The organism is Massilia soli (genome assembly GCF_016809835.1).
Classification (GTDB): domain Bacteria; phylum Pseudomonadota; class Gammaproteobacteria; order Burkholderiales; family Burkholderiaceae_D; genus Telluria_A; species Telluria_A soli.
Map to the genome: position 1 here is coordinate 1 of NZ_JAFBIL020000008.1, position 26,021 is coordinate 26,021.

A 26,021-nucleotide genomic window follows, 5' to 3' on the forward strand; every position below is an offset into this window, starting at 1 on the left:
AAGATTCGCACCTCTATCAAACCGGGTAACCCCACCCTTCGTACTGCGATGTGTCAGATCAGATCGGAACTACTACACTTAATCATCTTTCGCGAGTACGTGGTCGAGGCGATCGTCAAATTCCCGCTGCAGGCGGTCCAACTTATAGCCTAACGACTTCTTTCGGTTGGCGTGTGATTTAACGCCCGGCTTTTTGCTTTTGCGTCCATCCACGCTCGAAGATCCAGCACCGGCAATCTGCGGCCAACGAAACCGCTTGGAATCCATGTTCGCGGGTATGTACCACTTCTTCTCTTCAGGGTCCCATCTGGCGCCCGCAGCTTTCGCCTCGTCTTTCTCCGCGTACTTCACCTCGATATATCGAACAGATCTAGATCTGGTTGGGACTTTCGATGCTCGGGCTACTGGAACTCCAATTGGGAAGCTCGGCGCGCTTGTTCGCTTGGGAGGCCGAAGATCAGCTTCGAATCTACACCGATCGACGGCTCGCTCGAACATGTCGGACCACAACAGCGCCCAATAAGCAACTGGGTATTGCGCCGGAGTGGACTTGCCGCTTCGCTTTTCCACCCCTCGCTTCGCTAGCAGCTGCCCAGGGACGGTTGGGGGAAATTCAAAGTGGGCATGCTCCTTGAACAAAACAGCTGCCTCTTGTGCGGTAAAGAACTCTTTCACTTTTTTTTGCAGCGGCGTGTTTGCGCCACAGGCATGCGCACCGCGGACAAATTACCAATATATGATGAAGACATAATACTACCCTAAGGCGACGATTCTCCCAATATATTGGGAGAAAAAATTGGATCCTGCTGTCGCATTCGGTCGTGTTCTGAAGGCCGCGCGTAAATCTGCTCAATTAACGCAGGAGCAATTAGCACTCAAAGCTGGGGTCGAGCGAAATTTTGTCAGCCTGATCGAGCGAGGAATCAATCAGCCGACAGTTAGGGTTCTATTCAAGCTCGCTCAAGCACTTGACGTGTTGCCCAGCACACTCATCGAACAGACCGAACGCGAAGCTGCCGACACGCTCTAGCAGCGATACGCCATTTGCCGCTCGATCTTCGATGGCGCCAGCGTCGTCACGGTCATTCGCCTCAAGCTGACCTGATACCACTTGCGTAATAAGTACTGTTCGCGCTATCCGCCCGAAACGACCTCCAATCGCGTGTGTCATTAGCAGTGAATTGCCGCAAGATCAAAAAACGGCAACCTAACAAGGCACGCGACATGAAGAATACGACGACGGCAGCAATCGCATCGGTCATCCCTGGAAAGGTCATCATCTCCAGGCGCCAACTGCTGCAAAAGGTGCCGATGTGTGAGCGAACCATTCTCGACATGGAAAAAAGGGGCGAATTCCCCCGCCGCTTCGCCATCACGCCGCGCCTCGTTGGCTGGGATTTGGACGAGGTGGATGAATGGATAGCGAAGCAGAAGGCCACCGCCATGCAGCTTGCTTCTCCGGGAAGTGGTGCTGCGGACTGAAGTTCCAAGTACTAGCCAGGTGAAACAGCAGTCAAGGTATCAATCATATCGGCCCACGCTTGCATCATGCTGCGCCGTTGGTCAGCGTACTCTGCCTTGTTGTACACCGCCCTCACCCCTCGCTGCTCATGTGCCAGGCATTTCTCGATCCAGTCCGACTGCCATCCCCCTTCGTGAAGGGTGGTGGAAGCCGTGCGCCGGAAGTCGTGCGGCGTGAATGGCGCGAGCGGTACACCATCTGCTGCAGCCTCTTGCTCGATTGCTGCCGTAACGCGATTCAGAGTCGCCTTGCTCATCGGTTTATCGCTGTCATACCGGGAGGGAAATAGATACCTTGACGAGCCCGCGCAAGTCTTGAGCGCCACCAAAATATCAAGCGCCTGCTGCGACAGATAAACGTTATGCGGGTTACGCCGCTTCATCCGCGTTGCTGGAATTGTCCACACTGCCGAGGTGAAATTTACCTCACCCCACTCGCCCTCGGTCATTTCAGTCTTCCTAAGCATGGTTAGCAGAAGAAGCTTAATCGCCAGCCGAATCGTCGGAAGCGTTGGCACCTTCTCCAGGTAGCGAAACATCACACCAACCTCTTCGGGACTAAGAGATCGTTCGCGCGGCCTGAACTGGGCAATCGAAGACGGCCTTACCTCCAACGCCGGATTACTCACTTTATGCCCGTGTTCGCAGGCATATCGGAACACGAGCATGACGATCTCTCGCACATGAACCGCAGTCGCCGGAGCGCCGCGGGCCAGGATCTGGTCGCACAACTGCCGTAGTTCGTCGGCGCTGATTTCTTCAAGCTTAAGCCTGCCGAACGGGCGCTCAAGGTCACGCCGGTAGACGGACCGGCGCATGTCCCTGGTCGATTCGGCCATCGTATATTTCGCCAGCCATTCCTCAGCCCAAGCGCCGAAGTTGCCCTGCTCTTCCCTGCGAGTCCGCGTCAGCGATTTCTGGCGCGCTGGGGATCGCCGTGCCGCCAGCATCTTCTTGGCATCTGAGAGAAGTTCGCGTGCCTCGCGAAGGACGATCCCATCTGGTCCGCCATAGCGGCCCAAGACGAGCGTCTCCTGGCGTCCATTGATCGCGTAGTTGTAGCGGAACGAAACCGTGCCGGACTTGAGCACGCAGACGTAAAGGCCATCGCGGTCTGCCACCTTGTATGCCTTGTCCTTCGGCTTGAGATTTCTGAGCGCTGCATCGGTCAGCATGGGGCACCTCGATACCATGATTGGGAAGTCCTGTTTTGACAGTCATTTCCTCTTTAAATTCAAAGACTTACTTGAATTCGATACCATGATTGGTGACTCCTTGGCATCATGGTACTGATGGCGCGATAGTACCCGCCAAATATCGATACCATGTCCGATACCATCAAACTTTGTTGCTTGTCCTTGCCAGGCATTGCCTGATATTGCCGAGCCAAATAAGAAAAAGCCCCTGAAAATCAGGGGCTTCGGTCACTTCAAATGCCTGAGCTTGCCAGCTCTTGCCAAATCAGGAATTATTCCCACTCAATCGTCGCAGGCGGCTTACCCGAAATATCATAAACGACGCGATTAATCCCGCGCACTTCATTAATAATCCGGTTCGACACTTTGCCCAGCAAGCTATGCGGCAAATGCGCCCATTGCGCCGTCATGAAGTCCAGCGTCTGAACTGCACGCAGCGCAACAACGTACTCATACGTGCGGCCATCGCCCATCACCCCCACCGACTTCACCGGCAGGAACACAGCAAACGCCTGGCTGGTCGCTTCGTACCAATTCTTCGGCGCCTCGCCCGCGTCGATGCTTTCCAGCGCAGGAATATCGCACGGCGTCTTGCGCAGCTCCTCGATGAAGATCGCATCGGCGCGGCGCAGCAGGTCGGCAAAGTCCTTCTTCACTTCGCCGAGAATACGCACGCCCAGGCCCGGGCCAGGGAACGGGTGGCGGTAAACCATGTCATGCGGCAGGCCGAGCGCCACGCCCAGCTTGCGCACTTCGTCCTTGAACAGTTCGCGCAGCGGCTCGAGCAGCTTCAGGTTCAGCGTTTCCGGCAGGCCGCCCACGTTGTGGTGGCTCTTGATGGTCTGGCCCTTCTTGCCCTTGCCCGCGCTTTCGATCACATCCGGGTAGATGGTGCCCTGCGCCAACCACTTCGCGTTCTTCAGCTTGCCCGCTTCGACCTGGAACACTTCGACGAATTCGCGGCCAATGATCTTGCGCTTGGCTTCCGGGTCGGCAACGCCAGCCAGGTGGCCGAGGAACTGGTCTTCGGCATCGATGCGCAGCACTTTTACCCCGAGGTTCTTGGCGAACATATCCATCACCATCTTGCCCTCGTCCAGGCGCAGCAGGCCGTGGTCGACAAACACGCAGGTCAGTTGGTCGCCAATGGCGCGGTGGATCAGCGCGGCAGCCACGCTCGAATCGACCCCGCCCGATAGGCCCAGGATGACTTCATCCGTGCCGACCTGGTCGCGAATCTTCTGCACCGCTTCCGAAATGTAGTCCGGCATGTTCCAGTCCGACTTGCAGCCGCAGATCTCGTGCACGAAGCGGCCGAGAATGGCCTTGCCCTGCGAGGTGTGCGTTACTTCCGGGTGGAACTGCAGCGCGTAGAAACGGCGCTCTTCGTCGGCCATCGCGGCGATCGGGCAGCTTTCGGTGTTACCCATGAGCTTGAAGCCCGGCGGCATTTCCAGCACCTTGTCGCCGTGGCTCATCCACACCTTCAGCATGCCGTGGCCTTCGTCCGTGACGAAGTCGTTGATGCCCTTCAGCAGCGCGGTGTGGCTGCGCGCGCGCACCTCGGCGTAGCCGAATTCGCGCACCAGGCCGGATTCAACCTTGCCGCCCAGCTGGGCCGCCATGGTCTGCATGCCGTAGCAAATGCCCAGCACTGGCACGCCCAGTTCGAATACTGCCTGCGGCGCGCGCGGCGAGTCGCCTTCGAGCGTCGAATTGTGGCTGCCCGACAAAATTACGCCGGCGGCGCCGTAGTTGCGCACGAATTCGTCGCTGACGTCGTACGGGAAAACTTCTGAAAACACGCCGGCGTCGCGAACGCGGCGCGCGATCAGCTGGGTTACCTGGGAGCCGAAATCGAGGATGAGGATTTTAGAATGCATGGAGACCGATTAAATAAATGGCCGCGCGGGGCGGCGCATGAAACGATGGGGCGAATGCAAACGTGGGCAGGAATCCTGCCCACGCTTCTACTATTATTCCGAACGGTAGTTCGGCGCTTCCTTGGTGATCTGCACGTCGTGGACATGCGATTCGCGCATGCCCGCCGAGGTGATTTCCACGAACTCCGCTTTCTCGCGCAGCTCGTCGATGGTGGCGCAACCGCAGTAGCCCATCGACTGGCGCACGCCGCCAACCAGCTGGTAGATGATCGCAACCACACTGCCCTTGTAGGCAACGCGGCCTTCAATACCTTCCGGCACAAACTTGTCGACGCGCGAACCGGCATCCTGGAAGTAGCGGTCGGCCGAACCATCGGCCATCGCGCCCAGCGAACCCATGCCGCGGTACGACTTGTAGCTGCGGCCCTGGTACAGGATCACTTCGCCCGGTGCTTCTTCGGTACCGGCAAACATCGAACCCATCATGACGGTCGATGCGCCAGCCGCCAGCGCCTTCGATACATCGCCCGAGAAACGCACGCCGCCGTCGGCGATACATGGCACGCCGGTGCCTTCCAGCGCCGCTGCCACGTTGGCAATCGCGGTAATCTGCGGCACGCCCACGCCTGCGACGATACGGGTGGTGCAGATCGAGCCTGGGCCGATGCCGACCTTGACCGCGTCGGCGCCGCTCTCAACCAGCGCCAGCGCCGCTGCCGCCGTGGCGATGTTGCCGCCGATGACGTCAACGTGCGGGAATTTGGTTTTGATCCACTTCACGCGGTCGAGAATGCCCTGCGAGTGGCCGTGGGCGGTGTCAACCACCAGCACGTCCACGCCAGCGGCGACCAGCAGCTCGATGCGCTCTTCGTCGCGCTGGCTCACGCCAACCGCCGCGCCGACCAGCAACTTGCCGAGCGCGTCTTTCGATGCGAACGGGTGCTCGTGCGACTTCTGGATATCCTTGACGGTAATCAGGCCGCGCAGCTCGAACTCGTCATTGACGACCAGCACGCGCTCAAGGCGGTGCTTGTTCATCAATCGCTTGGCTTCGGCGGTATCGGCGCCTTCCTTGACGAACACCAGCTTTTCGCGCGGAGTCATCTTGGCGCGCACTTCGGCGTCGAGTTCTTCTTCGAAACGCAGGTCGCGGTTGGTAATGATGCCGACCACGGTGTTGCCTTCAACGACAGGGAAACCGCTGATGCCGTACTGAACGGTCAGCGCGATCACGTCGCGGATTTTCATGGTTGGCGGAATCGTGATCGGGTCGCGCAGCACGCCGGCCTCGAAACGCTTGACGCGCGCTACTTCACGAGCCTGGTCTTTTGGGGCCAGATTTTTGTGAATGATGCCGATGCCGCCTTCTTGCGCCATAGCAATTGCCAGGCGGGCTTCGGTGACCGTGTCCATCGCCGCCGACAACAAGGGAATGTTGAGCGCAATATTACGGGTCAGACGTGTTTTGAGGGATGTTTCGGCTGGCAAGATGTTCGAGTAAGCCGGAACGAGCAGCACGTCATCGAATGTGAGTGCTTTCTGAAGTAGACGCATAGTATTTCCTATAGGCGCAAAAGCGAATTATACAGAAGTTCGAGGCGACCGTCTGCAGCAGCCAACATTTCCACCGAAAAGCGCAGAGCTTCGTTGACAGGCAGGCTCAGGCATGAGGAAATCAGTACAAAGCTTCTTTAAGGAAATACTTCAGATGAAACGCACCACCGCTTTCTCGCTCCTGCTGGCAACCGTTGCACTTACCTGCGTCGCCGGCTTGGCACAAGCGCAATATGTATGGGTCGACGCGAAAGGGATCAAGCAGTATTCCGACCGCTCCCCGCCCTCATCCATCCCTGACAGAAACATCCTGAAGGCGCCAGGGCGGCCGATGGTGGCGGTTGCCCCGGGCGACCTGCTGCCGGCAGCGCCCGCAGCACCGGCTGCTGAAAGTGCCAAGGCAGCGCCGCCGACGGTGGCTGACCGCAATGTCGAGTTCAACAAGCGCGCCAGCGACAAGGCCGCGGCCGACAAAAAGGCGGCAGCCGAGGCACAGGCGAAAGCCGCGATGGCCGACCAGTGCGCCGCGGCGCGCGAATACAAGGCGCAGCTCGAATCGGGCGAGCGCATCGGCACGGTAGGTAAAACCGGCGAGCGCGCATTCATGAGCGATGCCGAGCGGGCGACCGCCAGCGCCAAAACGAACAAGGTGCTGAGCGCCTGCCGGTGATCATGCAGCGCTACGGCGGCGACAGCGTTAAAGTCCAGGCCAGTCCGCGGCCATGCGGGCACCCCTGCCATCCACAGACAGCCCGCACGAAACCGATGGCCAGGTAGCTCTACAGCTCAGGCAGCGGCGGCCTTTTTCTCGCTGCGCCTGCGGCGCGACTCTTTTGGATCGGCCACCAGCGGCCGGTAAATCTCGATGCGGTCATGTTCGCGCAAAACGGTATCGAGCGGCCGCTTCTTGCCGAAAATACCCACTGGCTGGGCTGCCAGGTCGACGCCAGGGAGATCCTGCAGCACACCGCTCTGGCGTATCGCCTGCTCGATCGTGGTGCCGCGGGCGACGGAAAGCGCGCGAAAGTACTCCCGCAACGGCGCTGCGTAGCACAGCTGCACGTTGATGAGATCAGCCATACACGGTTTCGGCGCGCTTGCAGAAGGAATCGACCATACTATTGGCGATCATGCCGAACACCGGCCCGATGAGTTGCTCGAGGATAATGCTCGAAAACTCATAATGCAGGTCGAATTCGACTTTGCAGGCATCGGGGCGCAGCGCCTTGAAGGTCCAGGTGCCGTCCATGACTTTGAAAGGGCCATCGACCAGCTTCATTTTCATCTGGGTCGGACGCATATTGTGGTTGCGGGTAGTAAAGCTCTGGCGCACGCCGTGGAAATGGATCGCCACGCAGGCGACCAGGGTATCCTCGGTCCGTTCAAGGACTTTCACCCCGCCGCACCAGGGCAGGAATTTCGGATAATCATCGACGTTCGCCACGAGGTCGAACATCTGTTCTGCGCTATAACCCAGAAAAACTGTTTTGTGCACTACTGCCATGAGTCAGCCGTTTGTTATGATGTTGGATAAGTTGCATTAGTAGTTTAACCGAACCGCGCCATTTCGCTATTCCATGAGCATTGCAGACAACAGAAAAGCATTCCACGACTACTTCATCGAAGACCGCTACGAGGCCGGCATTGTGCTGGAAGGATGGGAAGTCAAAGCCATCCGCGAGTCGCGAGTCCAGATCAAGGAAGCCTACGTCGTTGTACGTGGCGACGAACTGTACCTGTTCGGCGCACACGTCAGCGCCCTCAACACCGCGTCGGCCTTCAGCCACCCGGAAGCCATCCGCACGCGCAAGTTGCTGCTGCATCGCAGCGAGATCGACAAGCTGATCGGCAAGGTCGAGCGCTCGGGCTACACCTTGGTGCCGCTCAATCTGCACTTCAAGGGCGGACGGGTCAAATGCGAGATTGGCCTCGCCAAGGGCAAGAAGCAGCACGACAAGCGCGCCACCGAGAAAGACCGCGACGCCAAGCGTGAAGTCTCCAGCGCGATGAAGCAAAACACCCGCTAAGCGCAAGCAGCTCCCCGACGCGCGCAGTATTCAAAACATTCCAAAATCGGGGACAGACCACCATTTTGGAACTATTTCGGCGCGGCTTGTACCCGCAGGCTGAGGCGCCAGCAGGCGAAGCTGGCTACGAGCAAGGCCAGCACGCCCCACGCCAGCTTGAGCGCGCTTTCGAATAGCACCGGCGCCAGCAATCCAGATACCAGCGCGAACGCCATCATCTGGATGAACGACAGCATCGATGAGGCCAGCCCGCGGTTGTCCGGGAACAGCGCCAGCGCACCAACCTGGATCGCCGGCATCGCGACCGCCAGGCCAAACGTGTACACGATCAGCGGCAATACGGCCCACGGAATGTCCGCGGCGAACAGCGAGTTGTAGCCGACGTTGATCACGCTGGCCAGCGCCATCACGCCAAAACCAATCCAGACCATGTGCGCCGGCTTGATCTTGTCGGCCTTCTTGCCGCCCCACGCCGAGCCAATTATCATCCCGCTGATCAGCGGCACGAACAGCCAGCCGAACGCGGTCTCGGGCAAACGCAAAATCTCCAGCACGAAGTTCGCCGCCGAGCCAATGTAGAGCGACAGCCCGCCGAACGACAGCCCCACCGCCAGCGATAGCAGCAAAAACTGCGGATTCTTCAAGACCTTGAGATAGTTCCTGGCGATGGCCACGCCATGGAAGGCATGGCGCTGGGCTTTCGGCAGGCTTTCAGGCAGCATGCGATACACCAGCGCAATCAGCAGCGCGCCGAACACGGCCAGGAAGATGAACGTCGAACGCCAGCCAAACGTCACGTGCAGCCAGCCGCCGAGGATGGGTGCAATCGCCGGCGCCAGCCCGAATACCATCATGATGTGCGACATGATCCGCTGCGCTTGCGACTGGTCATGCGAGAACCGGTCCTGCACGATGGCCTGGCCAATCACCGACCCGGCGCCCGCCGCAAGCCCTTGCAGCGCGCGGCAGACCATCAGCCACCCGAAGGTCGGCGCAAACGCCGCGCCCAGCGACGACAGGGTGTACACAGTCAGCGCCACCAGAATCACCGGGCGGCGTCCGAACGAGTCGGACAGCGTGCCGTAGAACAGCATCATGAACGCGAAGGTGAACAGGAACACGCTGAGCGTCTGCTGCACGGCCAGCGATCCAACGCCGAACTCGCGGCCAATGGCGGGGAATGTTGGCAGGTAGGTGTCGATCGCCAACGCCCCCACCATGCCGAGGAGAGCCAGAATTACGGTAAACAGTCGCTGCATGCCACGCCTTTTGGTATTCGGCATCGCATCCGCGCGCCATTCGAGGGCAGGATTTTACCGGGAATTGGGAAATATTACTGACCGCCAAGCTATTTCTATCGGCAAACCGGAGTCGATTCTTATGCGATCTCAACGCGGCTTGGCGAATCGGGGACGATCATCACGGATGTGTCCGTCTGACTTGATCAAGCAGGAGTAGCCAAAATGAACGCCTTCCTCCGCCACCTGACCGGGACGCAGCCCTTGCCAGTCCGAGTCGAGTTGCCAATCGTGCATGTTCCCTACTATTACGAGGTGCGCAAGCTGGTGGCGGACGTTGCCGCTTTGGGTGCCGGGAACCTCGACCCGAACCTGGTCAACGCCTGGGGCATCGCCTTCAATCCATTCGGCTTCGTGTGGGTTTCCGGCGAGGGCAGCGGCCTGTCGACCCTGTACGATGGCGACGGCCATCCTCAGTCGCTGGTGGTGGCGATCCCGCCGCCGGCCGGGTCCACCGCGCGCGGCCAGCCGACCGGCATCGTGTTCTATGGCGGCGGCGGTTTCGTGGTCAGCAACGGCAGTTCGTCGGGCCCGAGCCGGTTTATCTTCGCCGGCGAAGACGGGGTGATTTCCGGCTGGGCGCCCAACGTCGACTTCACCAACGCCATCCGGGTGATCGACAACACGCCACTGGGCACGGTCTACAAGGGGCTGGCCCTCGGCGCCAACGGCCAGGGCGCCCTGCTCTACGCGACCGACTTCCACAACGCCCGCATCGACGTCTTCGACGCCGCGTTCCAGCCGGTCGTGCTGCCCGCGCGCGCCTTCCATGACCCGCACCTGCCGCACGGCTTCGCACCCTTCGGCATCCAAGCCATCGGCGGCGACATCTACGTGACCTACGCGAAGCAGGATGCCGATCACGGCCGCGAACTGGCCGGCCGCGGCCTCGGGCTGGTGTCGGTGTTCAGTCCCACCGGCGAATTCGTGCGCCGCCTGATCACGCGCGGCGCACTCAATGCGCCATGGGGATTGGCGCTGGCGCCGGCCAGCTTCGGTAAATTCGGCAACCGGCTGCTGGTGGCAAACTTCGGCGACGGCGCCATCAATGCCTACGACATCGCCAATGGCCGCTTCGCCGGCCGCCTGCGCGGCACCGACCGCGAGCCGCTGCGCATCGATGGCTTGTGGGGCCTCGCGTTCGGCAACGGCGTCAATCACCAGCCACTCAACACGCTGTTCTTCACCGCCGGACCAGGCAACCAGGCGCACGGCCTGTACGGCCGCATCGACGTGGCCCGGGATGACACCCAGGCCGACGTCCAGGACATCGAGTAGTTAGTCCAGCGCCATCAGGAAGCGCGACCCGCGCGGCATCCAGTCGCCCTTGATGTCGGCCGAGACCAGCACGCGCTCGGCCCGTCCAATCAGCAGTTCGCGCGGCACAAAGCCGATGAAGCGCGAGTCCGAACTGTTATCGCGGTTATCGCCCAACATCATGTACTGGCCTTCGGGCACGGTCACCGGGCCAAACGTGCGCGCTGCGCTAATCTCCGGCATGACCAGGATCGCACGCTGCTCGCCGTCGGTGGTTTCGGTCAGCTGGAACGCGGTGGTGCGGGTCGTGGTCGACCCGACCTGCTCGGACACCGTTCCTACCATGTCGTATCCGGCCTCGCGTCCATTGATCACCAGGCGTTCATTGCGCATCTCGACCACGTCGCCGGGCACCGCGACAAGCCGCTTGATCATGCGCGTGCCGTCTTTCGGAGAGCTGAACGTCACCACGTCGCCGCGCGCCGGGTCCCCAAGCCGCACCAGCACCACGTCCGTCAGCGGGACTTTGAGGTTGTACGCGAGCCGGTTGACGAAGACCACGTCGCCCTCCAGCAGATTGGGCCGCATTGAACCCGACGGGATCGGATTCCAGTCCGCCACCGCGGTGCGAAACACACCGAAGAGGACGAGGAACATCAGGAATCCCTTGTTTGCGGTGATCCAGCTTTTCATTTCAGGCCCCATCTGTTGTTGGTATGCCGCAGTTATACGCAGTTAATCTTTAACCAAGCTTAAGACCCGCGCCGGTCAGCGCTTCAAGCCATACCAGGCGCACGCGGCGACCGGAATGCCAAGCGCCAGCGCCGACAGCGCATCCCATATGCCGTCGCCGAGCAGTGCGGAGATCAGCCCCACCGTGGTCAGCACACCGAATAGGATAGGTGCGCCCCAGATCCTTTGCGCCGGCTGCTTCATCGCGCCTCCTTGCGTGCGTAGGCCACTTGCGGCGCGGGCCCGGATGGCGCCGCGGCATTGGCCTTCGCGGTCCGCGAACGCTTCACCCACAGGTACAAGCCGCTGCCCAGGACAATGATGGTGGCGATATCGAGCATCGCCCACAGGAACTTCATCCACAGCCCGCCGTAGTCGCCGAAGTGCAGCGGCTGCGACACCAGCAGCGCGGTCAGGTACCACGGCAGCGTGCGGCGATCGGTCAACTCGCCGGTCTGCGCGTCGATCAGCACGGGCCTGTACAGGCGAGATGAAAACGCTTCATTCCCGCGCATGAAGACGCCGTAGTGATGCGGCGTGGCGAACGGCGTGCCAGGGAACGCGACGAAGCCGACTTCCATGCCCGGCTCGGAGGCCAGCGCCAGCTTGACCGCGCGCTCCATCGACGCCAGCCTTGCCGGCGCGCCCATGCCCTGGTAAGGCTTGACCATCTCGGCCAGCTCGGTCGCCTGCCAGTACTTCAGGAGCACGTCAGCCCAGGTATTGATCATGCCGGTGGCGCCCACCACCAGCGCCCACACCAGCGTGACGATGCCAAGCATGTTATGCAGGTCGAGCCACTTGGTGCGCGCCGAACGTTCGCGCCGCACCGTGCCGAATTCGAGCTTGCGCATGAACGGCGAGTACAGCACCGTGCCAGATACCAGCGCCACCAGCAGCAGCAATCCCATCAACCCCAGGAACAGTTTGCCGTAGAGGCCAGCGAACAGGTCGACATGCAGGCGGAACATCGTCGACATGAACGGCCCGCCCTCGAATGCCGGCTCGGTGATCACTTTCGCTGTGCGCGCGTCGACCGCGATCGGCTTGTAGTTCTCGTCGTTCGGATGGTCGCCAAGGGTCACGTTCCAGATTTCTGGCTCGCCCATCTCCTGCGACATATACATCATGATCTTCCCGGGATACATCGCCTTGCCGGCGGCGATGACGTCATCGAGGTCAGCCATGGCAGTGCCGGGCGGCATCGCCGGGGCTTCGACATCGTTACCCAGCAGGTGGCCGATCTCATGGTGGTAGATCAGCGGAAGCCCGGTCAGGCAAAGCAGCAGCATGAAAACGGTGCAGACCAGGCTGCTCCATTTGTGGATCCATGCCCAGCGGCGGACGGTAACAGGAGTCATCAGGGATATCGCAAGAATAGATCAGCAGATGTTAATGCAAATCGTTCTCATTTACAAGCTAGCTTTTCCGGATTACAATGAGAATCATTCTCATCACTGTAAAGACACGTTCATGCACACCCTGCCCTTCAAGCTCTCGCCTGTCGCCATTGCCGCCCTGATCGCCACCAGCACCATTGCCCACGCCCAAAGCGCACCTGGCGAGCCGGCCGTCATGCCAACGGTCGTGATCAGTGCGTCGGCCGACGCGTCGGCGCAAGGGCTGCCGTCCTCCTACGCGGGTGGCCAGGTAGCGCGCGGCGGGCGCCTTGGCTTGCTGGGCAACGTGGATGTGATGGACAGCCCGTTCAACACGACTAACTACACGCAGGCCCTGATCCAGGACCAGCAGGCGCGCAGTGTCGCCGACGTGCTGCAGAACGATCCGTCGGTCCGCGTGGCGCGCGGCTTCGGCAATTACCAGGAGCTGTATGTGATCCGCGGCTTTGCGGTCAACTCGGACGACCTGGCCTACAACGGTTTGTACGGCCTGCTGCCACGCCAGTTCGTCGCCTCCGAGCTGCTCGAACGCGTCGAGGTATTCCGCGGCGCGAACAGCTTCGTCAACGGCGCCGCACCTGGCGGCGGCGGCATCGGCGGCTCGATCAATCTGCTGCCGAAGCGCGCTGCCAACACGCCGCTGACCCAGTTCACGGCGGGCGTCGAAAGCGGCGGCCAGGCGTACGCGGCAGCCGACATCGGACGCCGCTTCGGCCCGCAAGACCGCGCCGGCATCCGCGTCAACGCGGCCAAGCGCAAAGGCGACACCGCGGTCGACCGCGAACAGCGTGAACTGAGCCTGTTCTCGGTTGGCCTGGACTACCGCGGCACCAACGTGCGCGTATCCGCCGACGCCGGCTATCAGGACCACACGCTCGACAACGCGCGGCCAAGCGTGACGCTCGCCGCAGGCATTCCGGTGCCGGCGGCGCCCAAAGGCACCAGCAACTGGGCGCAGCCGTGGACCACATCGACCGAGCGCGACACCTTCGGCACCCTGCGCGGTGAAATCGACGTCGGCACCGACACCGTGGCGTGGGGCGCGTTCGGCGTGCGTTCAGGCGACGAGTTCAATATTCTGGCCGCGCCGACGGTCGGCCGCGCCGACGGCAGCGCGATCATGTACCGCTTCGACAATGCGCGGGTCGATCATGTGCGCACCGCCGAAGTCGGCATCCGCGGCAGGCTGCGCACCGGCGCGATTGGCCACACGCTCAGCGCAACTGCGTCGGGCTTCTCGCAAAAATCGCGCAACGCTTATGCGATGAGCGACTTCTTCACCGGCTTCGCCACCAACCTGAATCGTCCAGTCGATGTTGCAGCGCCGGCAGCCAACTTCTTCACGGGCGGCGACATGAACAACCCGCTGCTGACGCAGAAGTCTGTTCTGTCCAGCTATGCCGTGGCCGACACCATGGAACTGGCGGGCGGCAAACTGCTGGTCACGGTTGGCGCACGCCATCAGACGATCAGGGCCTACAGCTACGACTACAACACCGGCGCCGAGAACGCCGCGTACGACCAGAGCGAGGTCACGCCGGTCGCCGGCATCGTCTACAAGCCGTGGCCGGGCGTCTCGGTTTATGCAAATTACATCGAGGGCCTGCAGCAAGGTCCGGTCGCATCCGGCACCAACATCGACAATGTGGGCGAAGCATTTGCACCGTTCACCTCGAAGCAGAAGGAAGTCGGCGTCAAGTATGACTCGGGCAAACTGGGAATGAGCGCCGCGCTGTTCACCACGTCGCAGCCATCGGCGTACGTGATCGACCGCCGCTTTGGCGTGTATGGCGAACAGCGTAACCGCGGCTTCGAGCTGTCGGTGTTCGGCACCCCGGCACGCGGCGTGCGCCTGCTTGGCGGCCTGACCCTGCTCGACGCCGAGCAGCGCGTGACGGCGGGCGCCGTCAACCAGGGCAAGGATGCCATTGGCGTGCCGGAAACGCAGCTGAACCTGGGCGCGGAATGGGATGTGACGGGCATCGACGGCCTGACGCTGACGGCGCGCACGCTGTACACCGCCAGCCAGTACGCTGACGGCGCCAACACGCAGGAATTGCCGTCATGGGCGCGCCTTGACCTGGGCGCCAGCTACGCGATGCGCATTGCAGACCGCGCAGTGACCCTGCGCGCCCGCGTCGATAACGCTACCGGCAAGGACTACTGGGCATCGGCCGGCGGTTTCCCGGGTTCGGGCTACCTTGTGCAAGGCGCACCGCGCACGGTCGTCGTCTCCGCATCCGTAGACTTCTAAACGTGGTTCCCGCGAGTGGGCATGGAACGCGACCTATGGGTTCCCGCCTGCGCGGGAACTGCGTTAGCGAGGTTTGGCGTCATGTCTTCGACCACACCCGGCGCGGTCTACCTCCTGCGAGGCGCACGGCTCATCCGTAGAACTCTTACCGTCGTTCCCGCGAAAGCGGGAACCTATACTAAGTGCGCTAAGAACGCGAACTATGGGTTCCCGCCTGCGCGGGAACGACGTTAGCGAGGTTTAGCGCCATGTCTTCGACCACACCCGGCGCGGGTTACCTCGTGCGAGGCGCGCTCCTCATCCGTAGAACTCTTGACGTCGTTCCCGCGAAAGCGGGAACCTATACTGAGTGCGCTAAGAACGCGAACTATGGGTTCCCGCCTGCGCGGGAACGACGTTAGCGAGGTTTAGCCACACCCGGCGCGGGCTACCTCGTGCAGGGCGCGCTCCTCATCCGTAGAACTCTTGACGTCGTTCCCGCGAAAGCGGGAACCTATACTGAGTGCGCTAAAAACGCGAACTATGGGTTCCCGCCTGCGCGGGAACGACGTTAGCGAGGTTTAGCGCCATGTCTTCGACCACACCCGGCGCGGGCTACCTCGTGCGAGGCGCACTCCTCATCCGTAGAACTCTCGACGTCGTTCCCGCGAAAGCGGGAACCTACACTGAATGCGCTAATAACGCGAACTATGGGTTCCCGCCTGCGCGGGAACGACGTTAGCGAGGCTTGGCGTCGTCCTTCACGGCCGCAAGCGCCATATCTTCGACCACACCCGGCGCGACCAGCTTCAGGAACCGCCCAAGCTTCGCCTTGGCGGTCATCACCACCTCGCGCTCGCGCCGATTCATCCCGTCGATGATCAGGCGCGCGCATTCTTCCACGCTCATCGCGTCATCTTCTTTCAGCTTGCTCACGCCTGCGGGCTTGCCTTCCGCATTAAATCCCCGCACCCGTACCTTGGTCGCCACCACGCCTGGATAGGCGGTCGTCACACTCACTCCAGCGCCCTTGAGCTCCATGCGCAGCGTCTCGAAAAACCCCGTCATCGCAAATTTGGTCGCCGCATATGCGGTCCTGCCAGGAACGCCGACCAGCCCGACAATCGACGACACGGCCACAATCGAACCTTTCGACGCCTTCAGGTGCGCCAACGCGGCGTGCGTGCACCATACGCTGCCCCACAGGTTGATGCGCATAAGCTCCTCATACCAGCCCAGGTCCGCCACCTCCTCGAACAGCGCGTGTGCGGATCGGCCAGCGTTATTGATCAATGCGTCGATGCGTCCAAAGCGCTCGATTGCCGCGGCCACCAGGCGATTGCACTGCTCTTGCACGGTGACGTCAGTTTGCACGACAAGCGACTGCGCGCCGAGCGCCTCGCATTGGCCGGACACTTGCGCCAGCATCGACTCGCTACGTGCCGCCAGTACGAGCGCCACGCCGCTGCCATGCGTATGGGCCAGCTGGCGAGCCATTTCGGCGCCAATTCCGTCCGACGCGCCGGTAATGACGATCACTTTCATTGACGTTCCCTTTGAATGACTATGCAACGGCCGCGCCAGCGATCGTGCCAAGCGCCGACGCGAGCGCTACCAGGACAATGAAGCCAAGCAGGCCAAAGATCGCTCGCACCCTGAATCCCTTAGGACGGCTGCGCAGCAGATAATATGCGACCGCAAAGGGGCCCAGCAGAATCACGGCGATATTCAGCCCGAGCGAGCGCCGGTAACCTGCGGCGTCGCTGTCGCGGCAATACCAGACGAACGAGACAAAGTTGAAAACCAGGCCTAGCAATACCATCACGGCCATGTTCGGCCGGTCTTTTGCCACTGTGGCGACAAAGCTCTCGGCTACCGTGATGAACAGCAGGAGTGACAGTATCGGCCATGCCTTCGCCGCGGCCATGCCTACTTCTGGGCTTTCGCGATCTGCATGGCACTTGCGATCAATCCGCTCATATCCGAGAGGTTCGCCGGCACGATGATCGAATTGTTGGTCTTGGCGAGGTTCTCGAAGGCGTGCACGTACTGCTCCGCCACCTTCAGGTTGACCGCCTCGGCACCGCCCGGTTCGCGGATCGCCGCGCCGATCTGGCGCAGCGCGTCGGCATTAGCCTCAGCCAGCGCCACGATGGCCTTGGCCTGGCCTTCGGCGCGATTGATCGATGCCTGCTTCTCGCCCTCCGAGCGGGCGATTGCCGCCTGGCGTTCGCCGGTGGCGATATTGACCTGCTCCTGCTGGCGCCCTTCCGACGCAGCGATCAGCGCACGCTTGCCGCGCTCCGCCGTGATCTGCGCCTGCATCGCGTGCAGGATCTCCTGCGGCGGCGTCAGGTCCTTGATCTCGTAGCGCAGCACCTTCACGCCCCAGTTCGCGGCCGATTCATCGATCGCATTGACGATCGTGACGTTGATGTGGTCACGCTCTTCAAACGTCTTGTCCAGCTCCATCTTGCCGATGACCGAACGCAGCGTGGTCTGCGCCAGCTGGGTGATCGCCTGCAGATAGTTGGACGAGCCGTACGACGCGCGCATCGCATCGGTCACCTGGAAGTACAAGATGCCGTCGACGTGCAGTTGCGTGTTATCGCGCGTGATGCAGACCTGCGGCGGAACATCGAGCGGAATCTCCTTGAGCGAGTGCTTGTAGGCGATGCGGTCGATAAACGGGATCACGATGTTCAAACCAGGTGACAGCGTCGCATGGTACTTGCCGAGTCGTTCGACCACCCATGCGTGCTGCTGCGGCACCACGTTGATCGTCTTAAAAACAAATACCAGTGCGACGACGAACAGCACGGTCGCTACGCTTCCAAAGACTTCCATGGTGACCTCTTTCAGTGATGATTATGAATTTGCGACGATGAGCCGGCTGCCCCGCACTTCGACGATCTTGAAATTGCCGGCTTCGGCGATCGCGCCCTGCCCCAGTTCGACATCCCACAGCGCCCCGCGATACATCACGCGGGCCCGGCCGCCCTGCCATTGGTCGACGTCGAGGCGTTGGCCAATATCGATGTTCACGTTATGGTCGCGCGCGGGATCGCGCTTGGCAGGACTGCCAAAGCGGCTGCGGTGCAGCACGGCGGTTGCGATCAGGCCGACGACCGCCGCGATGATGATCTGCATTGGCAGCGACACGCCGGCCAGCGCCGCCAGCGCGCCAAACGCCAGCCCAACCGCGATCATCAGCAAATAGAAAGTACCGGTGAACATTTCAAACACCACCAATACACCGGCTATGATCAGCCACCACACCCAGTCAGTCATTACAGCCTCCCTCGATTTCGGCTATTTCAAAACACAAAAGCCCCCGAAACCAGTAAAGGCAACGAGGGCTCATGAAGCGATGGTATAAGTTTTTTATAATATTGGATTCGCTGGATTGATGTCTGTAGTGTATCGAATTTCGGCGAAGAGTCAATATCCCGGCTTTTGACCAAGAGATTGTTCTAAAGTGGCGCCATTCAATGGATAAGTTAAAAGGAAACGGAATGCGGAATCGGCTGCTCGTCCAGGCACTCTTTGTCATGGCATTTGGAACCGGCGCTATCCAGACTGCGGTTGCCCGCGGCGACATGCAAGATGGAGCGGTCCCCGGCACCCCTTTCGCCCGCAAGACGATCCAGGATGATTCCGGGCGCAGCATCACCTATTACATCAGCCGTCCGCGGGCAGGCACCGCGCCAATACTTCTGATGGTCCAGGGTTCCGGCTGCGCTCGCGTTCTCAACAAGCAAGCCGGGGCTGCCTACAGCACCATTTTCAACCTCGTCCCTTTTGCAAGCGACGGACGATTTACGGTTGTCGCCGTAGAAAAGCCATTCTCCGGGGAGGAAACCACAGATTCCTCTGGAACAGCCACCGCCTGCAGTCGCCAGTTCAATGAGGATTTCACCGCCGAGGGCTGGCTGAAGGCATTGCAGGCAGGCCTGGCGGATGCGCGCCGGTCGCCGTGGGCGGATCAGCAGCGCACGCTGGTGCTGGGCATGTCCGAAGGGGCTGTCATGGCCACGATGCTGGCCGCCAGCGATAAGCGCGTTACCGATGTGATTGCGATCAGCGGCTCGGGCACCACCCAGCTGTATGACTTTTTCGCCCAGGCGTACCGCACCTGTTTCGATGTGTCGCGCTGCCTTGCGGCGCTGGAGAGCACGGCGCGCGACATCAGTGCGGATCCGCACAGTTCAACCAGGTTCGCGTGGGGACATCCGCACAAGCGGTGGACGTCGTTCTTTCGCGTCGATCCTGGCGAGCAGCTGCTAAGGAGCAGGGCTCGGATCTATCTCGCGCTGGGCACGAGCGATAGCGCGGTACCGGCGCTGTCCCAAGAGGTCGCAGTCGCCAAACTGCTCGGCGCGGGCCGCGATCTAACGGTCAAGCGGGTAGCGGACGGGGACCACAGCTTGCGCCCGGGCGGCGCGAGCACCCTCGATACGCTCGATGCGGTTCAGCGTACAGCCCTGGACTGGTTCGTCCAAGCCAAATAATTAAAAAGCCCCGCGACCGTTACCGGCAGCGGGGCTCTTGGCAGACACGCGGAATGCTTACATCGCCGCGAGCTTCTGCCAGGTCTCCACCACCGAGTCAGGATTGAGCGACATCGACTCGATCCCTTCGTCCATCAGCCATGCGGCGAAGTCCGGATGGTCCGATGGGCCCTGGCCGCAGATGCCGATGTACTTGCCCTGCGCGCGGCAGGCCTTGATCGCCATCGACAGCATCGCCTTGACGGCCGGGTCGCGCTCGTCGAAGTCGGCTGCCAGCAACGCCATCCCCGAGTCGCGGTCCAGGCCCAGCGTCAACTGGGTCAGGTCGTTGGAACCGATCGAGAAGCCGTCGAAGTGCTTGAGGAATTCGTCAGCCAGGATGGCGTTCGACGGCACTTCGCACATCATGATCAGGCGCAGGCCGTTCTCGCCGCGCTTCAGGCCATTTTTGCCCAGCAGGTCGACAACCTTTTCTGCCTGGCCAACGGTACGCACGAACGGCACCATGATCTCGACGTTGGTCAGGCCCATGTCGTTACGCACGCGCTTCATCGCCGCGCATTCCATTTCGAATGCGCCGGCGAAGTCGGCGGCCAGGTAACGCGCCGCGCCGCGGAAGCCGAGCATCGGGTTTTCTTCGTCCGGCTCGTAGCGCGAACCGCCGATCAGCTTCTTGTACTCGTTCGACTTGAAGTCGGACAGGCGTACGATGACCGGCTTCGGCCAGAACGCCGCCGCGATGGTGGCGATGCCTTCGGCCAGCTTGTCGACGTAGAACGCCTTTGGCGAAGCATGGCCGCGCGCGACCGACTCCACTGCCTTCTTCAGGTCCGCATCGATGTTCGGGTACTCGAGAATGGCCTTCGGGTGCACGCCGATGTTGTTGTTGATGATGAACTCAAGGCGCGCCAGGCCAACGCCCGCATTCGGCACCGACTGGAAGTCGAATGCCAGCTGCGGGTTGCCGACGTTGAGCATGATCTTGGTCTTCAGCGGTGGCAGCTCGCCGCGCGCCACTTCCGACACTTCGGTCTCCAGCAAGCCGTCGTAGACCCGGCCTTCGTCGCCCTCGGCGCACGATACCGTAACAAACGTGCCGTCCTTGAGCAGTTCGGTCGCGTCGCCGCAGCCCACAACGGCAGGCACACCCAGTTCGCGCGCGATGATCGCCGCGTGGCAGGTACGGCCGCCGCGGTTCGTCACGATCGCCGATGCGCGCTTCATGACCGGCTCCCAGTTCGGATCGGTCATGTCGGCCACCAGCACGTCGCCCGGCTGGACGCGTTCCATCTCCGACGGGTCGGTGATCACGCGCACTGGCCCGGCGCCGATCTTCTGGCCGATCGCGCGGCCGGAGGTCAGCACGGTGCCGGTGCCTTTGAGCTTGAAGCGCTGCTGCGCGTCGGTCGCCTTCTGCTGCGACTTGACCGTCTCCGGGCGCGCCTGCAGGATGTACAGCTTGCCGTCGCGGCCATCCTTGCCCCACTCGATGTCCATCGCGCGGCCGTAGTGGTTCTCGATGATGACGGCATACTTCGCCAGCTCGACGACTTCAGCGTCGTTCAGCGAATAGCGGTTGCGCATCTCGATCGGCACGTCGACGGTTTTTACCGAACGGCCAGCCTTTGCTTCGTTGGTAAATTCCATCTTGATCAGCTTCGAGCCGATATTGCGGCGGATGACCGGCAGCTTGCCCAGTTCGAGCATTGGCTTGTGAACGTAGAATTCGTCCGGGTTGACCGCGCCCTGCACCACCGTCTCGCCCAGGCCATAGCTGGAGGTGACGAATACCACGTCCTTGAAGCCGGACTCGGTATCGATGGTGAACATCACGCCGGCGGCGCCGAGGTCCGAGCGGACCATGCGCTGCACGCCAGCCGACAGCGCCACTTCGGCGTGGGTGAAGCCCTTGTGCACGCGGTACGAGATCGCGCGGTCGTTGTACAGCGACGCGAACACGTGCTTCATCGCTTCGAGGATGTTGTCGATGCCGACCACGTTCAGGAAGGTCTCCTGCTGGCCCGCGAACGATGCGTCCGGGAGGTCTTCCGCGGTCGCGGAGGAACGCACGGCGAACGACATCTCGGTGCTGGAATCGGCGACCAGGCGGTCGTAGAATTCCTGGATCTCTTTCATGAGGCGCGGCTGGAACGGCGTTTCGACGATCCACTTGCGGATCTCGGCGCCGGCCACGGCCAGCGAGCGCACGTCGTCGATGTCGAGGCCTTCAAGGCGGGTGGCGATGCGCTCGCCCAGCGATGCGCCGCCGTCGATGCTGTAATGGAGGAAGTCGCGGAACGCCTGCGCCGTGGTGGCAAAGCCGCCCGGCACCCGCACGCCGGCGTGCGCCAGCTGGCTGATCATCTCCCCGAGGGAAGCGTTCTTGCCGCCGACGGATTCGACATCCGTCATGCGCAATTCTTCAAATGAAGCGACATATACGCTTGAATCGGCCTGACCGGGCTCCTTCAATGCAGCGTTAGACAAGTTGGTCATGGTAAATACCCTTACTGATGATAGAAATCTTCGCGTAAAGCAGTGCTACCCAACTCCGGGCCGCCCGGTATTCTTGTTATTCTTGGCGTCGTGCAGCACAATTGAATCCGTTGCAAAGCATTTTACAGCCTGTGCGGGTAATTTACAGCGCACAACCTTGAAACATTGGCAGCATCGGATGCAGATCACACAATGACCACAGAAACCCGCCCCCCTCTGCCGACGTCGGCGCGCACCGTCTTTTTCGTCTCGGACGGCACCGGCATCACGGCCGAAACCTTCGGGCACGCCGTATTGACGCAGTTCGAAATGAAGTTCCGCCAGGTCCGCCTGCCGTTCATCGACACCCTGGACAAGGCCTACGACGCCAAGCGCAAGATCAACGAAGCGGTCAATCTTGATGGTCAGCGCCCGATCGTCTTTTCGACCCTGGTCAAGCACGACCTGTCGCAGGTGATCCGCCAGGCCGACGGCATGCATATGGACCTGATCCAGACCTTCGTGGCGCCGCTGGAGCAGGAGCTCGGGCTCAAGTCGACCCACACGGTCGGCCGCTCGCACAACATCGTCGACAGCGAGGAATACAAGAACCGCATCGAGGCGATCAACTTCTCGCTCGCGCACGATGACGGGCAGTCGCACAAGAACCTGTCGGACGCCGATGTGATTCTGGTCGGCGTGTCACGCTCGGGCAAGACGCCGACCAGCCTGTACCTGGCGATGCAGTACGGGATCAAGGCGGCCAACTACCCGCTGATCCCGGACGACTTCGAGCGCGGCAAGCTGCCGTCGTCGCTGCCGCCCTTCAGGCACAAGATTTTCGGGTTGAGCATCACGCCGGAGCGTTTGTCGGAGATCCGGCACGAGCGCCGCGCGGGCAGCAAGTACGCGTCGATTGAAAACTGCCGCTACGAGGTGAACGAAGCGGAGCTGATGATGAAACGCGAAGGAATCAGGTGGCTGTCGTCGACCACCAAGTCGATCGAGGAGATCGCTACGACGATCCTGCAGGAGATCAAGCCGGATCGCCGCGACTACTGACGCTCCGTCGTTCCCGCGAAGGCGGGAACCCCTACTTCGCCGAATACTCGCATGCTGCATGGGCTCCCGTTTTCAGGGGAGCGACGCGTCAGAAGAAATGCCGCCAATCCTCCAGCCAGCCCGAGGCGCCGTCGACAAAGCTGCGGTCGATCTTCAGCTCGGAGAACGGCACTCGCCAGTCCGAAGCCCATCATCCGCAAGCGCACCAGCCGCAAGTACGCGTCGATTGAGAACTGCCACTATGAGGTTAACGAAGCGGAGCTGATGATGAAACGCGAGGGAATCAGGTGGCTGTCGTCGACCACCAAGTCGGTCTAGGAGGTCGCGACGACGATCCTGCAGGAGATCAAGCCGGATCGCCGCGACTACTGACGCTCCGTCGTTCCCGCGAAGGCGGGAACCCCTACTTCGCCGAATACTCGCATGCTGCATGGGCTCCCGTTTTCACGGGAGCGACGCGTTAGAAGAAATGCCGCCAATCCTCTAGCCAGCCCGAGGCGCCGTCGACAAAGCTGCGGTCGATCTTCAGCTCGGAGAACGGCACTCGCCAGCCCGAAGCCCATCATCCGCAAGCGCACCAGCCGCAAGTACGCGTCGATTGAGAACTGCCGCTATGAGGTGAACGAAGTGTGGCTGATGATGAAACGCGAAGGAATCAGGTGGCTGTCGTCGACCACCAAGTCGATCGAGGAGATCGCTACGACGATCCTGCAGGAAATCAAGCCGGATCGCCGCGACTACTGACGCTCCGTCGTTCCCGCGAAGGCGGGAACCCCTACTTCGCCCAATACTCGCATGCGGCATGGGCTCCCGTTTTCACGGGAGTGACGCGTCAGAAGAAATGCCGCCAATCCTCCAGCCAGCCCGGGAAGGCGTCCGCCTTCATCGGCTTGGCGATGTGATACCCCTGCGCGTAGGTGCACCCCAGCCCCTGCAAAAAGTCCCAATCCTGCTTGGTCTCGACGCCGACGGCCACCGACATCCGGTCCAGGCTGCGCGCCAGCCCGAGGCATGAACTCAGCACCGTCCCCAGCGCCCGCTTTTTCGAGGCGCCGTCGACAAAGCTGCGGTCGATCTTCAGCTCGGAGAACGGCACTCGCGCCAACAGCTGCAAATTCGACCTGCCGGTGCCGTAATCGTCAATCGCCAGTCCGAAGCCCATCATCCGCAAGCGCACCAGCCGCTCCAGGAAGGTTGGGTCAGTGGTCAGCACCGACGACTCGGGCATCTCGAAGGTTATATAGTCCGGCAGCACGCGGTGGCGCTGGATGCACGCGGTGATCTGCTGGATGAATCCTGCATGCGCCAGCGTCTCGTAAGCGAGGTTGATCGAAATCGGAATCGGCGTGCCCTTGTCCTGAAACTCGCGGCAGCGTTCGACCGACTTTTCGATCATGGTCCAGTCGAGGAAGTCGATGCGGTTGTGCTGCTCGAGCGCGTCGATGAACGCCAGCGGCCCCAGTACGCCGTGCTCCGGATGCTCCCAGCGCGCGAACGCTTCCAGGCCCTTGACCTGGCCGGTGGCCAGCTCGATCTTCGGCTGGAAAAACGGCTCGAACTGGCGCGCCTGCAAGCCAATACCGATATCGGAGAAGGAGAAGGTCGGACCGCGCGGACGCTCGCTGCGCTGCTTGGGCGGCACGTAATTTTCGATCAGCGCCTGCAAGCGAGCGACAGTCACCGGCTTGGCAATGGTTCCCAGCAGGTCAAGCCCGTACGCCTGCGCCATCGTCTCGACCGAGAACAGCAGGTTCGTTGGCTGCGCGCCGACCACAATCACACGGGTGCGGCAGTTCATTCCCGCCAGCGTGCGGATCAGTTCCAGCCCGTCCATGCCCGGCAGCGACAGGTCGACGACGGCGATATCCACCGCCGGCGCGAACGATTCATTCAAAAACCGCAGGGTTGAATGTCCGTCGGGAACCTCGGAAACCTGGCTTGCGCCCAGCTTGCCGAGCATGTCCACGACCGCGAGACGCTGGGCCTGATCCGCCTCGGCTACCAAAAAATGCAAATGGGCGATGTCCACTCTTTACTCCACTGTTGCTCTATCCCAAGAGGTTACCCTCAGATCAGGCCGTCGTCTATGCCTGAATCTGCCTGACCTGCTCAAAGAAGCAAACTGCTGCGCAAGCCGCAACATTTAGCGATTCAATCTGGCCCAAATGCGGGATAACGACCTGCTGGGTGGCCATCGACAGCAGGTCGTCGGCGACGCCCTGCCCTTCGTGCCCGAAAATCCAGGCCACCGGCTGGCGCAAGTCGGCGTCGTAGACGCGCGTGGTGGCATAGCCGCTGGTAGCCAGAACGGCAATTGTCGATGGCGCGATCAAGGACGCGAGATCGACGTTTTCATGGATATCCACCACGAAGTGCGCGCCCATCGCCGCGCGCAGCACCTTGGGCGACCAGCAGAACGCGGTGCCGCTGCTGCAGAACACCTGCTTGATGCCGGCGGCGGCCGCGCTGCGCAGGATCGAGCCGACATTGCCCGGGTCCTGCACGTTGTCGAGCAAGACCGCATTGACGGTCAGGCTGGCCGGCATCTCGCTGGCCGGTGTCTCGATCAGGAACATCAGGCCGACGCCATGCTCGACCTGGCTGACGGCGTTGTACAGCGCGTCCGGCAGCGCGGTGACGTGCGCATGCTGGGTCTCGCAGCGCATGACGATGTCGGCTACCTCGGGGTTGGCCAGCGCGCTTTCGCTGACGATGCATTGCAGCGGCGCGCCGCGCATGTCGAGCCAGGCCTGGCTCAGGTGGACGCCGTCGAGCAGCGTGCGGCCGGCCTTGCGGCGCGCCTGCGAGCTCGTGGCCAGGTGCTTGAGTTCCTTGTACAGCGGGTTCTCGCGCGACGTAATGGTTTTCATGC

At 61.5% G+C, this 26,021-nt stretch carries 25 protein-coding genes and 2 pseudogenes; 10 read left to right on the forward strand and 17 right to left on the reverse strand.

From position 1 onward, the window contains the following. Window positions 1-78: 78 nt before the first annotated feature. Window positions 79-351, reverse strand: coding sequence for a DUF5710 domain-containing protein (locus I4X03_RS18835; protein ID WP_370660532.1), 273 nt, complete (start codon window positions 349-351; stop codon window positions 79-81). Window positions 352-796: 445 nt separating this feature from the next. Here I4X03_RS18835 and I4X03_RS18840 point away from each other — a divergent pair, with 445 nt between their 5' ends. Both I4X03_RS18840 and I4X03_RS18845 read left to right on the forward strand, forming a co-directional pair. Continuing rightward, complete coding sequence (locus tag I4X03_RS18840) at window positions 797-1,030, forward strand: helix-turn-helix domain-containing protein (RefSeq protein WP_223469795.1); 234 nt, start codon at window positions 797-799, stop codon at window positions 1,028-1,030. Window positions 1,031-1,224: 194 nt separating this feature from the next. After that, window positions 1,225-1,482 (forward strand): helix-turn-helix transcriptional regulator, encoded by a 258-nt coding sequence (locus I4X03_RS18845; RefSeq protein ID WP_223469796.1) that lies wholly within the window; start codon window positions 1,225-1,227, stop codon window positions 1,480-1,482. A gap of 11 nt (window positions 1,483-1,493) precedes the next feature. Here I4X03_RS18845 and I4X03_RS18850 read toward each other — a convergent pair whose 3' ends face one another. From I4X03_RS18850 to guaB, 3 genes are all read right to left on the reverse strand, one after another. After that, entirely contained in the window at window positions 1,494-2,696 is a 1,203-nt protein-coding gene (locus I4X03_RS18850) for a tyrosine-type recombinase/integrase (protein ID WP_223469797.1), read from the reverse strand. A gap of 293 nt (window positions 2,697-2,989) precedes the next feature. After that, complete coding sequence (gene guaA, locus I4X03_RS18855; RefSeq protein WP_223469798.1) at window positions 2,990-4,600, reverse strand: glutamine-hydrolyzing GMP synthase; 1,611 nt, start codon at window positions 4,598-4,600, stop codon at window positions 2,990-2,992. Window positions 4,601-4,693: 93 nt separating this feature from the next. Continuing rightward, a complete protein-coding gene (gene guaB, locus I4X03_RS18860; RefSeq protein ID WP_223469799.1) occupies window positions 4,694-6,154 on the reverse strand; it encodes an IMP dehydrogenase in 1,461 nt (486 codons plus the stop codon). A gap of 154 nt (window positions 6,155-6,308) precedes the next feature. Here guaB and I4X03_RS18865 point away from each other — a divergent pair, with 154 nt between their 5' ends. Further along, entirely contained in the window at window positions 6,309-6,824 is a 516-nt protein-coding gene (locus I4X03_RS18865) for a DUF4124 domain-containing protein (RefSeq protein ID WP_223469800.1), read from the forward strand. Between the two features lie 116 nt (window positions 6,825-6,940). On the opposite strand, the gene I4X03_RS18870 is transcribed toward I4X03_RS18865, so the two are convergent. Continuing rightward, entirely contained in the window at window positions 6,941-7,234 is a 294-nt protein-coding gene (locus I4X03_RS18870) for an RnfH family protein (protein WP_223469801.1), read from the reverse strand. Further along, window positions 7,227-7,658: a type II toxin-antitoxin system RatA family toxin gene (locus I4X03_RS18875; RefSeq protein WP_223469802.1), complete on the reverse strand. Its 432-nt coding sequence runs from the start codon at window positions 7,656-7,658 to the stop codon at window positions 7,227-7,229. The genes I4X03_RS18870 and I4X03_RS18875 overlap by 8 nt, the downstream gene beginning before the upstream one ends. A gap of 73 nt (window positions 7,659-7,731) precedes the next feature. On the opposite strand from I4X03_RS18875, the gene smpB reads away from it, so the two are divergent. Next, window positions 7,732-8,181, forward strand: coding sequence for an SsrA-binding protein SmpB (gene smpB / locus I4X03_RS18880; protein WP_223469803.1), 450 nt, complete (start codon window positions 7,732-7,734; stop codon window positions 8,179-8,181). Window positions 8,182-8,252: 71 nt separating this feature from the next. On the opposite strand, the gene I4X03_RS18885 is transcribed toward smpB, so the two are convergent. Further along, window positions 8,253-9,440: a multidrug effflux MFS transporter gene (locus I4X03_RS18885; RefSeq protein ID WP_223469804.1), complete on the reverse strand. Its 1,188-nt coding sequence runs from the start codon at window positions 9,438-9,440 to the stop codon at window positions 8,253-8,255. Between the two features lie 204 nt (window positions 9,441-9,644). On the opposite strand from I4X03_RS18885, the gene I4X03_RS18890 reads away from it, so the two are divergent. Continuing rightward, entirely contained in the window at window positions 9,645-10,757 is a 1,113-nt protein-coding gene (locus tag I4X03_RS18890; RefSeq protein ID WP_223469805.1) for a TIGR03118 family protein, read from the forward strand. Here the strand turns inward: I4X03_RS18890 and lepB are convergent, their stop codons facing one another. The 3 genes from lepB to I4X03_RS18905 form a co-directional block, all read right to left on the reverse strand. Next, the gene (lepB, locus tag I4X03_RS18895) at window positions 10,758-11,429 is read right to left on the reverse strand and encodes a signal peptidase I (protein ID WP_223469806.1); all 672 of its coding nucleotides are present in this window, start codon (window positions 11,427-11,429) and stop codon (window positions 10,758-10,760) included. It lies immediately after the preceding gene. A 75-nt stretch (window positions 11,430-11,504) separates the two neighbouring features. Then, a complete protein-coding gene (locus I4X03_RS18900) occupies window positions 11,505-11,672 on the reverse strand; it encodes a hypothetical protein (RefSeq protein ID WP_223469807.1) in 168 nt (55 codons plus the stop codon). Next, on the reverse strand, window positions 11,669-12,829 hold the full coding sequence (locus I4X03_RS18905; RefSeq protein WP_223469808.1) for a PepSY-associated TM helix domain-containing protein: 1,161 nt from the start codon (window positions 12,827-12,829) through the stop codon (window positions 11,669-11,671). Before I4X03_RS18905 ends, I4X03_RS18900 begins: the two co-directional genes overlap by 4 nt. Window positions 12,830-12,941: 112 nt before the next feature. On the opposite strand from I4X03_RS18905, the gene I4X03_RS18910 reads away from it, so the two are divergent. Next, the gene (locus tag I4X03_RS18910) at window positions 12,942-15,122 is read left to right on the forward strand and encodes a TonB-dependent receptor (protein ID WP_223469809.1); all 2,181 of its coding nucleotides are present in this window, start codon (window positions 12,942-12,944) and stop codon (window positions 15,120-15,122) included. Window positions 15,123-15,839: 717 nt separating this feature from the next. On the opposite strand, the gene I4X03_RS18915 is transcribed toward I4X03_RS18910, so the two are convergent. The 4 genes from I4X03_RS18915 to I4X03_RS18930 are packed head-to-tail and all read right to left on the reverse strand — an operon-like array spanning window position 15,840 to window position 18,392. Further along, complete coding sequence (locus tag I4X03_RS18915; protein ID WP_223469810.1) at window positions 15,840-16,646, reverse strand: SDR family oxidoreductase; 807 nt, start codon at window positions 16,644-16,646, stop codon at window positions 15,840-15,842. A gap of 19 nt (window positions 16,647-16,665) precedes the next feature. Further along, window positions 16,666-17,028 carry a hypothetical protein gene (locus I4X03_RS18920; RefSeq protein WP_223469811.1) on the reverse strand — a complete coding sequence of 121 codons (363 nt, stop codon included), beginning with the start codon at window positions 17,026-17,028 and terminating at the stop codon, window positions 16,666-16,668. Between the two features lie 2 nt (window positions 17,029-17,030). After that, window positions 17,031-17,948, reverse strand: coding sequence for an SPFH domain-containing protein (locus tag I4X03_RS18925; RefSeq protein WP_223469812.1), 918 nt, complete (start codon window positions 17,946-17,948; stop codon window positions 17,031-17,033). A gap of 21 nt (window positions 17,949-17,969) precedes the next feature. Beyond that, window positions 17,970-18,392 (reverse strand): NfeD family protein, encoded by a 423-nt coding sequence (locus tag I4X03_RS18930; RefSeq protein ID WP_223469813.1) that lies wholly within the window; start codon window positions 18,390-18,392, stop codon window positions 17,970-17,972. Between the two features lie 200 nt (window positions 18,393-18,592). Here I4X03_RS18930 and I4X03_RS18935 point away from each other — a divergent pair, with 200 nt between their 5' ends. Beyond that, complete coding sequence (locus tag I4X03_RS18935; RefSeq protein ID WP_223469814.1) at window positions 18,593-19,612, forward strand: alpha/beta hydrolase family protein; 1,020 nt, start codon at window positions 18,593-18,595, stop codon at window positions 19,610-19,612. Window positions 19,613-19,669: 57 nt separating this feature from the next. On the opposite strand, the gene ppsA is transcribed toward I4X03_RS18935, so the two are convergent. After that, window positions 19,670-22,108: a phosphoenolpyruvate synthase gene (gene ppsA / locus I4X03_RS18940; RefSeq protein WP_223469815.1), complete on the reverse strand. Its 2,439-nt coding sequence runs from the start codon at window positions 22,106-22,108 to the stop codon at window positions 19,670-19,672. A 192-nt stretch (window positions 22,109-22,300) separates the two neighbouring features. Here ppsA and ppsR point away from each other — a divergent pair, with 192 nt between their 5' ends. The 3 genes and pseudogenes from ppsR to I4X03_RS18955 all read left to right on the forward strand — a co-directional run. Beyond that, a complete protein-coding gene (ppsR, locus tag I4X03_RS18945; RefSeq protein WP_223469816.1) occupies window positions 22,301-23,149 on the forward strand; it encodes a posphoenolpyruvate synthetase regulatory kinase/phosphorylase PpsR in 849 nt (282 codons plus the stop codon). 198 nt (window positions 23,150-23,347) lie between these two features. Continuing rightward, window positions 23,348-23,467, forward strand: a pseudogene (locus tag I4X03_RS18950) (kinase/pyrophosphorylase); the annotation flags it as partial. 252 nt (window positions 23,468-23,719) lie between these two features. Continuing rightward, window positions 23,720-23,893: pseudogene (locus I4X03_RS18955) on the forward strand (kinase/pyrophosphorylase); the annotation flags it as partial. Window positions 23,894-23,981: 88 nt separating this feature from the next. On the opposite strand, the gene I4X03_RS18960 reads toward I4X03_RS18955, so the two are convergent. Together I4X03_RS18960 and I4X03_RS18965 are read right to left on the reverse strand one after the other, a co-directional pair. Further along, window positions 23,982-25,178, reverse strand: a complete 1,197-nt coding sequence (locus tag I4X03_RS18960; protein WP_223469817.1) for an EAL domain-containing response regulator — start codon at window positions 25,176-25,178, stop codon at window positions 23,982-23,984. Window positions 25,179-25,233: 55 nt separating this feature from the next. Beyond that, complete coding sequence (locus I4X03_RS18965) at window positions 25,234-26,019, reverse strand: TrmH family RNA methyltransferase (RefSeq protein WP_223469818.1); 786 nt, start codon at window positions 26,017-26,019, stop codon at window positions 25,234-25,236. Window positions 26,020-26,021: the final 2 nt, after the last annotated feature.

Excerpts from the sequence above, each read along its gene's own strand:
- lepB (WP_223469806.1), bottom strand. The coding sequence starts at position 11,429 with ATGAAAAGCTGGATCACCGCAAACAAGGGATTCCTGATGTTCCTCGTC.
- guaB (WP_223469799.1), bottom strand. The coding sequence starts at position 6,154 with ATGCGTCTACTTCAGAAAGCACTCACATTCGATGACGTGCTGCTCGTT.
- I4X03_RS18935 (WP_223469814.1), top strand. The coding sequence starts at position 18,593 with ATGGATAAGTTAAAAGGAAACGGAATGCGGAATCGGCTGCTCGTCCAG.
- I4X03_RS18920 (WP_223469811.1), bottom strand. The coding sequence starts at position 17,028 with ATGGCCGCGGCGAAGGCATGGCCGATACTGTCACTCCTGCTGTTCATC.
- ppsR (WP_223469816.1), top strand. The coding sequence starts at position 22,301 with ATGACCACAGAAACCCGCCCCCCTCTGCCGACGTCGGCGCGCACCGTC.
- I4X03_RS18965 (WP_223469818.1), bottom strand. The coding sequence starts at position 26,019 with ATGAAAACCATTACGTCGCGCGAGAACCCGCTGTACAAGGAACTCAAG.
- smpB (WP_223469803.1), top strand. The coding sequence starts at position 7,732 with ATGAGCATTGCAGACAACAGAAAAGCATTCCACGACTACTTCATCGAA.
- I4X03_RS18865 (WP_223469800.1), top strand. The coding sequence starts at position 6,309 with ATGAAACGCACCACCGCTTTCTCGCTCCTGCTGGCAACCGTTGCACTT.
- ppsA (WP_223469815.1), bottom strand. The coding sequence starts at position 22,108 with ATGACCAACTTGTCTAACGCTGCATTGAAGGAGCCCGGTCAGGCCGAT.
- I4X03_RS18905 (WP_223469808.1), bottom strand. The coding sequence starts at position 12,829 with ATGACTCCTGTTACCGTCCGCCGCTGGGCATGGATCCACAAATGGAGC.
- I4X03_RS18930 (WP_223469813.1), bottom strand. The coding sequence starts at position 18,392 with ATGACTGACTGGGTGTGGTGGCTGATCATAGCCGGTGTATTGGTGGTG.
- I4X03_RS18875 (WP_223469802.1), bottom strand. The coding sequence starts at position 7,658 with ATGGCAGTAGTGCACAAAACAGTTTTTCTGGGTTATAGCGCAGAACAG.
- I4X03_RS18910 (WP_223469809.1), top strand. The coding sequence starts at position 12,942 with ATGCACACCCTGCCCTTCAAGCTCTCGCCTGTCGCCATTGCCGCCCTG.
- I4X03_RS18885 (WP_223469804.1), bottom strand. The coding sequence starts at position 9,440 with ATGCAGCGACTGTTTACCGTAATTCTGGCTCTCCTCGGCATGGTGGGG.
- I4X03_RS18850 (WP_223469797.1), bottom strand. The coding sequence starts at position 2,696 with ATGCTGACCGATGCAGCGCTCAGAAATCTCAAGCCGAAGGACAAGGCA.
- I4X03_RS18845 (WP_223469796.1), top strand. The coding sequence starts at position 1,225 with ATGAAGAATACGACGACGGCAGCAATCGCATCGGTCATCCCTGGAAAG.
- I4X03_RS18925 (WP_223469812.1), bottom strand. The coding sequence starts at position 17,948 with ATGGAAGTCTTTGGAAGCGTAGCGACCGTGCTGTTCGTCGTCGCACTG.
- I4X03_RS18900 (WP_223469807.1), bottom strand. The coding sequence starts at position 11,672 with ATGAAGCAGCCGGCGCAAAGGATCTGGGGCGCACCTATCCTATTCGGT.
- I4X03_RS18870 (WP_223469801.1), bottom strand. The coding sequence starts at position 7,234 with ATGGCTGATCTCATCAACGTGCAGCTGTGCTACGCAGCGCCGTTGCGG.
- I4X03_RS18890 (WP_223469805.1), top strand. The coding sequence starts at position 9,645 with ATGAACGCCTTCCTCCGCCACCTGACCGGGACGCAGCCCTTGCCAGTC.
- I4X03_RS18915 (WP_223469810.1), bottom strand. The coding sequence starts at position 16,646 with ATGAAAGTGATCGTCATTACCGGCGCGTCGGACGGAATTGGCGCCGAA.
- guaA (WP_223469798.1), bottom strand. The coding sequence starts at position 4,600 with ATGCATTCTAAAATCCTCATCCTCGATTTCGGCTCCCAGGTAACCCAG.